The 6,961-nt window shown below is 33.6% G+C and carries 7 protein-coding genes; 5 read left to right on the forward strand and 2 right to left on the reverse strand.

Features of this window, described 5'->3' with window-relative positions; genetic code table 11:
* Positions 1-154 precede the first annotated feature (154 nt).
* The 5 genes from AB671_RS02470 to AB671_RS02490 all read left to right on the forward strand — a co-directional run bounded on the left by AB671_RS02470 (position 155) and on the right by AB671_RS02490 (position 4,334).
* The gene (locus AB671_RS02470) at positions 155-1,111 is read left to right on the forward strand and encodes a PhoH family protein (RefSeq protein WP_066676891.1); all 957 of its coding nucleotides are present in this window, start codon (positions 155-157) and stop codon (positions 1,109-1,111) included.
* Between the two features lie 104 nt (positions 1,112-1,215).
* Positions 1,216-1,884, forward strand: a complete 669-nt coding sequence (locus AB671_RS02475) for a porin family protein (protein ID WP_066676889.1) — start codon at positions 1,216-1,218, stop codon at positions 1,882-1,884.
* Between the two features lie 126 nt (positions 1,885-2,010).
* Positions 2,011-2,520 (forward strand): hypothetical protein, encoded by a 510-nt coding sequence (locus AB671_RS02480; protein WP_066676888.1) that lies wholly within the window; start codon positions 2,011-2,013, stop codon positions 2,518-2,520.
* Positions 2,521-2,727: 207 nt separating this feature from the next.
* Positions 2,728-3,384, forward strand: coding sequence for an outer membrane beta-barrel protein (locus AB671_RS02485; protein ID WP_066676886.1), 657 nt, complete (start codon positions 2,728-2,730; stop codon positions 3,382-3,384).
* 314 nt (positions 3,385-3,698) lie between these two features.
* The gene (locus AB671_RS02490; RefSeq protein WP_066676884.1) at positions 3,699-4,334 is read left to right on the forward strand and encodes an OmpW family outer membrane protein; all 636 of its coding nucleotides are present in this window, start codon (positions 3,699-3,701) and stop codon (positions 4,332-4,334) included.
* Between the two features lie 123 nt (positions 4,335-4,457).
* Here the strand turns inward: AB671_RS02490 and ffh are convergent, their stop codons facing one another.
* Together ffh and AB671_RS02500 are read right to left on the reverse strand one after the other, a co-directional pair.
* A complete protein-coding gene (gene ffh, locus AB671_RS02495; protein ID WP_066676882.1) occupies positions 4,458-5,819 on the reverse strand; it encodes a signal recognition particle protein in 1,362 nt (453 codons plus the stop codon).
* Positions 5,820-5,969: 150 nt separating this feature from the next.
* Complete coding sequence (locus tag AB671_RS02500; RefSeq protein WP_228390903.1) at positions 5,970-6,806, reverse strand: hypothetical protein; 837 nt, start codon at positions 6,804-6,806, stop codon at positions 5,970-5,972.
* Between the last annotated feature and the right edge of the window lie 155 nt (positions 6,807-6,961).

Raw genomic sequence — 6,961 nt, forward strand, 5'->3', positions numbered from 1 at the left:
AATCTGACGTGAGGGTAATAATTGACATGAATAAAAGGGATAGTACTGCAAATTTATCTAAAATAAAAAGAAAGAAACTGCTATTGTGGATAAGAATTTAATTTAAAATTAAAAAAAAACGTCTAAATTTAAATTCTAATATAAAAATATTTGCATGTTTGAATTAACGTATGATTTAGAAGATATTGATTCAAAAAACTTTTATGGAGTTAATAACCAATATTTCAATTTAATAAAATCAAGCTTTCCAACGCTTAAAATCACGGGGCGTGATCATTTTATCTTTGCGATGGGAAATCAGGAAGCTTTAGATATATTTAAACAAAAGCTTGACGATATTGTCGCTTTTATTTCCAAAAACAATTCTATCGGATTAAAAGATATCGAAAACTTCCTCAATCTTAAGGATGAGAATGAGAAGCATCTGGTTTTTGACCAAGACATTATTGTAAAAGGGGTTAACGGAAAAATTATTAAGGCTAAAACCACCAACCTCAAAAAACTCGTTAAAGAAACTGATAAAAAGGATATGATCTTTGCTATCGGACCTGCAGGAACCGGCAAAACATACACTAGTGTTGCTTTAGCGGTAAGAGCTTTAAGAGACAAAGAGGTTAAAAGAATTGTTTTAACAAGACCCGCCGTAGAAGCCGGAGAAAGTCTTGGTTTCTTACCCGGAGATTTGAAAGAAAAGCTTGACCCTTACTTACAGCCATTATATGATGCGCTCCGTGATATGATTCCTCATGAAAAACTGGAAGGTTTTATGGAGAAAAAAGTCATTGAAGTTGCGCCTTTGGCTTTTATGAGAGGTCGAACTTTGGATGATGCTTTCGTAATTTTGGATGAAGCGCAAAATACAACCCATGCCCAAATGAAAATGTTTTTAACGAGAATGGGTATGAATGCTAAATTTATTATCACCGGAGATCCCACGCAAATTGATTTACCTCCAAGACAACATTCTGGTTTGAAAGAAGCAATGAGAATTTTGAAGGATGTGAAAGAAATTGGTTTTGTGTATTTAACGGAAGAAGATGTAGTGCGTCATCCTGTAGTGAAAAAAATTATTTTAGCTTACAACGAAGAAGATAAGCGAACAAGGGAATAACGTAGTTTGTTATATTTTTTTCAGAAATGTTTAGAAATATTTTAAGATTCCAGTAAAAGTGATATATTTGGGATCTTAAAATTTGTTAAAAAAAACTGAAAATTATGAAAAAATTATTACTTGTTGCTTCTGTTGTTTTAATGGGAGTTGGTGTAAATGCTCAGGAATTTCGATTTGGACCAAAAGCAGGTTTTGCAATGTCGACAATGAAAATCGATGAGAAACAAGATGATCTTGGTGCTAGAAAAATGAGCCCTAAATATACTTTCTATGTAGGGGGTATGGCAGAATACAAGATCAATGACAACTTTGGTCTTCAGGCGGAAGTTTTATATTCACCACTTGGGGCAAAAGAAAAAATTGATGGAGTAAATGCAGGAGTTGTTTTTGTGGGCGAGCAAACTAAGGTTGAGCTGGGGACTATTTTGGTGCCGGTTTCTGCGAAGTATTTCTTTACAGAAAATATTTCGGTTGCTGCGGGTGCAAACTTTGGAGTTATTCTTACAGCGAAGCAAAAAACTGTAGTTGGTTCTGATTTTATTAGCATAGACGTAGAAGGAGAAGATGGTTCAGGTGAAGTAGATATTAAAAAAGATATCAAAAAATTAAATATTGCTCCATTTGTAGGAGTTGAATATATGTTGGAAAACGGCCTTTTCTTTGATGCAAGATACAGCTTAGGAGTATCTAATCTTTCTAATGACGGAAGCGGAGGAAAAGTAACTAATAGTTTCGCGCAAATTGGTGTAGGTTTCAAATTCGGAGGAAACTAAGAAATTATTCTTCAAATATAATGTGATGCAGGGCAGTTTTGCTCTGCATTTTTAGTTTAATTTATTCCTACGGCATTGTGTTTGCTATAAGAGATCATTGAGTTAATAAACATTTAAATTTTTAAAATGAAAAAATTACTATTACTAGGTGCATTTGCATTATTTGGTGGGGCTTTACAGGCTCAGGAGGGTTTTAAACTGGGAGCTCATGTTGGTGCACCTGTAGGTGATGCGGCAGATTTTGCTTCGGTTACATTAGGCGTTGATGCTGCATATATGTGGAATATTACCAAAGGTTTAGATGTAGGTGTTACTACAGGATATTCTCATTTTTTCGGAAAAGACCGTTGGGAAGATTTTGGATTTATTCCTTTGGCTGCATCAGGAAAATACAGATTTAATGGTCTTCCTCTATTTGTAGGTCTTGATTTGGGAGGTGCAATCTCTACTAAAGATGGTATTGATAGTGGTTTATATGTATATCCTAAAGTAGGTTTTCAGTTACCTAAAGCAGAAATATATTTAGGATATCAAAATATTGGAAGCGAAAGAGGTGATTGGGACAGAGATAGAGACAGAAGAATTGATTCAAACTTTGGTGCCATCAATTTGGGTGTAAATTTCTTTTTGAAATAAATTCTTAAACAATGATATTGAACTCTGATTGAAAAATCAGAGTTTTTTTATGTTAATTTTTGAAAATAAAAACATTTCTATCTCTTAGATGTGATTTCTACCTGATAAAACCTAATATTCATGCGTGATATTAATCACATTAACAAATTTTAATATTTCCTGATGTCAGTATAAATTTGCAGTCAAGAAAGTATAAAATTATTCAAAATGAAAAAATTATTAATTGCAAGTGCTGTTGCACTTTTCGGTTTATCAAACGCTCAGATTGCTAAAGGAACTGTATATTTATCTGGATCTGTTGGTTATTCTCAAGAAGAATCTAACAACGGAAACTCTAAAGTAGAAAACTTCAACGTACTTCCTACAGTAGGATATTTCGTTGCTCCAAACTTAGCAGTTGGGGTAGGTGTAGGTTACCAAACTAAAACAACTACTGATATCGATACAAACACATTTGGCGCAGCTACAATCGTAGATACTGATAAAGTGAAAAAACCAGCATTTGTTGTTGAGCCGTTCGTAAGAAAATATTGGACTTTAGGAGAAAAATTATATTTCTTCGGTCAATTGGCGGTACCTATGCAGTTTGGAAAAACTGAAACAGAAGGATCTATTGTAACTACTACGGGTTCTACTGTAACTACTACAACTACTTCTACTGAAGCCAAATACACTTCTATTGGTGTAACTGTTAAACCAGGTTTAGATTATTTCTTAAACAAAAACTGGACTATTGAAGCTACAATCGGTGAGTTTGGTTATAACAACTATAAACCAAAAGAGGGTGATGCTACAAACAACTATAACTTCGGTTTAAACTTGTCTTCAGTTACAATCGGTGTTAAATATGTATTTGCTAAGTAATTAGTAAACATAAATTAATATAAAACCTGAGATTATTTCTCAGGTTTTTTTATATTTTAAAACAAATTATTTCAAATTAACAGGAATTAAATTTATTTTAATTTAGACCATTTTTGAAGAATTAGAATTTTTTTTAAGTTAAACGACATTAGTTTTTTATTAGATATTTATAACTTCAAAGTGAATGTGCTCCCAGTAGGGATGGGGATTAATATGTTTTTACAAAGTATTTTTATTGACAAAAAAATAGTAAAAACCCTTGGATTTTCTCAAAACTTTTTTTGTATTTTCGCCGATTCAAATATCAATAAACTATGAAAAAATTATTATTAGCTGGTGCAATTGCACTTTGTGGATTATCAAACGCACAAATGTCTAAAGGTGACTGGGTAATCAGTGGAAACACCGGGATGGGTTTTAATAATGTGAATACCACATTCAAAGCTGAAGGACAGTCTGAAGACGGACCTAAAGTAAGCACATTTTCTGTAACGCCATCAGTAGGTTATTTCGTTATCGATAAATTAGCTGTAGGGATTGATCTTGGTTTTACCACGGCAACTACAAAATACGACGGTGAAAAAACTACAACAACGAGTTTTGCTGTAATGCCTACTGCAACATACTATTTTGCGAACGATTCTAAATTTGTTCCTTTCTTGGGTGCAGGAGTAGGGTATGCGTCAGTAAAAAACAAAGCTTCTGTAGATTTTATGGGAGTTTCTGAATCTGAAGAAGTAACAACTGATGGTTTAGCATGGAAAGTAAAAGGTGGAGTTACTTATATGGCAACTCAATCTTTAGGTATTAATCTTGGAGTAGGTTTTGATCAGTTTTCAAACAAAGAATCGTATGAAGGCATAGATCTTAAAACAAAAGTAAGTACTTTCGGTGTAAACGTAGGTTTTTCTTATTTCATCAAAGCAAAAGCTCAAAAATCTGATAAATAATCATTGATTATTTTGATTTAATATAATCCGATTCAAAAATTTGAGTCGGATTTTTTATATGACAGGTGCAAAAAAAACTCCCAGAAAATTCTGAGAGTTTATATATTTTAAAAGGTTTGTCGATTATTTTCCAAACATTCCGCCCATTCCAGGCATATTTGGCATTTTGCTCATCATCTGCATCATTTGTTTTCCTTGTGGACCCTGCATCATTTTCATCATTTTCCCCATTTGGTCAAACTGTTTCATTAATGCATTTACATCTTCAATTTTTCTTCCGGCACCTTTAGCAATTCTGTTTTTTCTTTGCGTATTGATAATTGAAGGTCTTCTTCTCTCATCCGGAGTCATAGAATGAATGATTGCTTCGATATGTTTGAATGCATCATCGCTGATTTCAACGTCTTTAATGGCTTTTCCAACTCCAGGAATCATTCCCATCAAGTCTTTCATATTACCCATTTTTTTGATCTGATTGATTTGCTTTAAGAAATCATCAAAACCAAATTCGTTTTTAGCAATTTTTTTGTGAAGTTTTTTTGCTTCTTCTTCGTCAAACTGTTCCTGAGCTCTTTCAACTAACGAAACAACATCTCCCATTCCTAAGATTCTGTCTGCCATCCTTTCTGGGTAGAAAAGATCTAAAGCTTCCATTTTCTCACCTGTAGAGATAAATTTGATTGGCTTTTCAACTACAGAACGAATGGTTAGAGCGGCTCCACCACGAGTATCACCGTCTAATTTAGTTAATACAACTCCGTCAAAATTCAACGTATCATTAAACGCTTTTGCTGTATTTACAGCATCCTGACCCGTCATTGAGTCAACAACGAATAAGGTTTCGTTAGGTTTAATGGTGGTGTGAACGGCTTTGATCTCGTTCATCATCTGCTCATCAATTGCCAAACGACCTGCAGTATCGACGATTACGATGTCGTGACCGTTCGATTTTGCAAAATTGATTGCATTCGTAGCAATTAATACAGGATCTACAGAACCTTCTTCACTGTAAACAGGTACTCCTATTTGTCCACCAAGAACTTTAAGCTGGTCAACTGCAGCAGGACGGTAAACGTCACACGCAACCAATAACGGCTTTTTAGTTCTTTTAGTTTTTAAATAGTTAGCCAATTTTCCGGAAAAAGTAGTTTTACCAGAACCTTGAAGACCAGCAATCAAAATTACAGACGGTTTCCCTGAAAGATTAATGCCTTCCTGAGAACCTCCCATCAGATCTACCAACTCGTCGTGAACGATTTTCGTCATCAATTGTCCCGGAGTAAGCGAAGTCAAGACGTTTTGTCCTAAAGCTTTATCCTGAACTCTTTTGGTAAGATCTTTGGCAACTTTATAGTTAACATCGGCATCTACCAACGCTCTACGAATTTCTTTTACGGTCTCCGCAACGTTGATTTCGGTGATTTTTCCACGTCCGGAAATATTATGAAGGGCTTTGTCTAATTTATCCTGTAAGCTATTAAACATATTAATTGTAAATTATAGTGTGCAAAAATAGGGAATTTCATTCAGCTATAAAAATGCTATTGAATGTTTTTGGTTAGCAATGTTTTATATTTTTTTTAAGAATAATGATTTGTCATAACCTTAAAAATGAAAACTTAATGTTTTTGGACACTAATTACCGGAAACTAAAAGGTTTTTTGCCGCTTTTTCACTGCATTTTTGATATTTAGAATATGCCTTTGCCGCTCTCGTACGCACTTGTTCGTTGGTTTCATTCAATAGATATCCTGAAATGGCGTCATGCAAAGTATAAGCTTCGGGACTCATCAATCCGGTTGTCCAAACCAAAGGATTTACGTTGGCTTTTGCTAAATGTGGTGAAAAATATTTTTTACTGTAGCAGGCAAGAATAATGACATCTCTTTTCTGTTTATCGGTATTTTCGAAACTTTCATTTAATTGAAAATCCATTAAACCATCGTGACCTATATAGGCTAATAATTTTGAGTTTCCACCGATTCCGATGGTTGTTTTACCGATTTTCAAAGTGTCTTTCGCTTTTCCAGAGCTGCTGTTTAGAAAATCTAGAGTAGATTCTTTAATAAATTTCCCATCATAGGCATCGGCAACCAGATAATAGTTTTTTGTGACGTGTTTAAAAATAATTCTTTCTAATTTTTCAGAATTGAATTTTCTGCTTTCTAAAAATTTCCATTCTTTACTATTCTTAAAGTAGGTGCGAACTCCAAATGCACAGCCCCAATAAAGGTTATTGTTGGGATCCTGTCCGTTTCCAATTTTTTCAGGAACGGGAACTATTCCCTGGTATTTATTATCGCATAAAGCAACAAAAATATGAATGGTTTTTGAATCTGATTTAAAAGCCAGATTTTTATTTCCTTCGGATTTGTTTTTTGAAATCAGGGTTTTCTTTAATTGTTTGTCATTATTACAAGCTAAAGAAAATAAGCTTAAAAGTAATATTGCAAAGTGGAGTAGTTTCATCATTTTTGTGTTAAGATTTATTTGTAAACATCTTGGTAAAACTTCTGGTTAAAATTAATATTTAAAATTAAGAGCCTGTTTAAAAATTAAGTTTATTTTAAACATTAAGGAATTAAGATCTTTTAGCTTAAAGGACTTAATAGAAATCAATTCATTGG

The sequence above is a fragment of the Chryseobacterium sp. BGARF1 genome, from assembly GCF_001677955.1.
GTDB lineage: Bacteria > Bacteroidota > Bacteroidia > Flavobacteriales > Weeksellaceae > Chryseobacterium.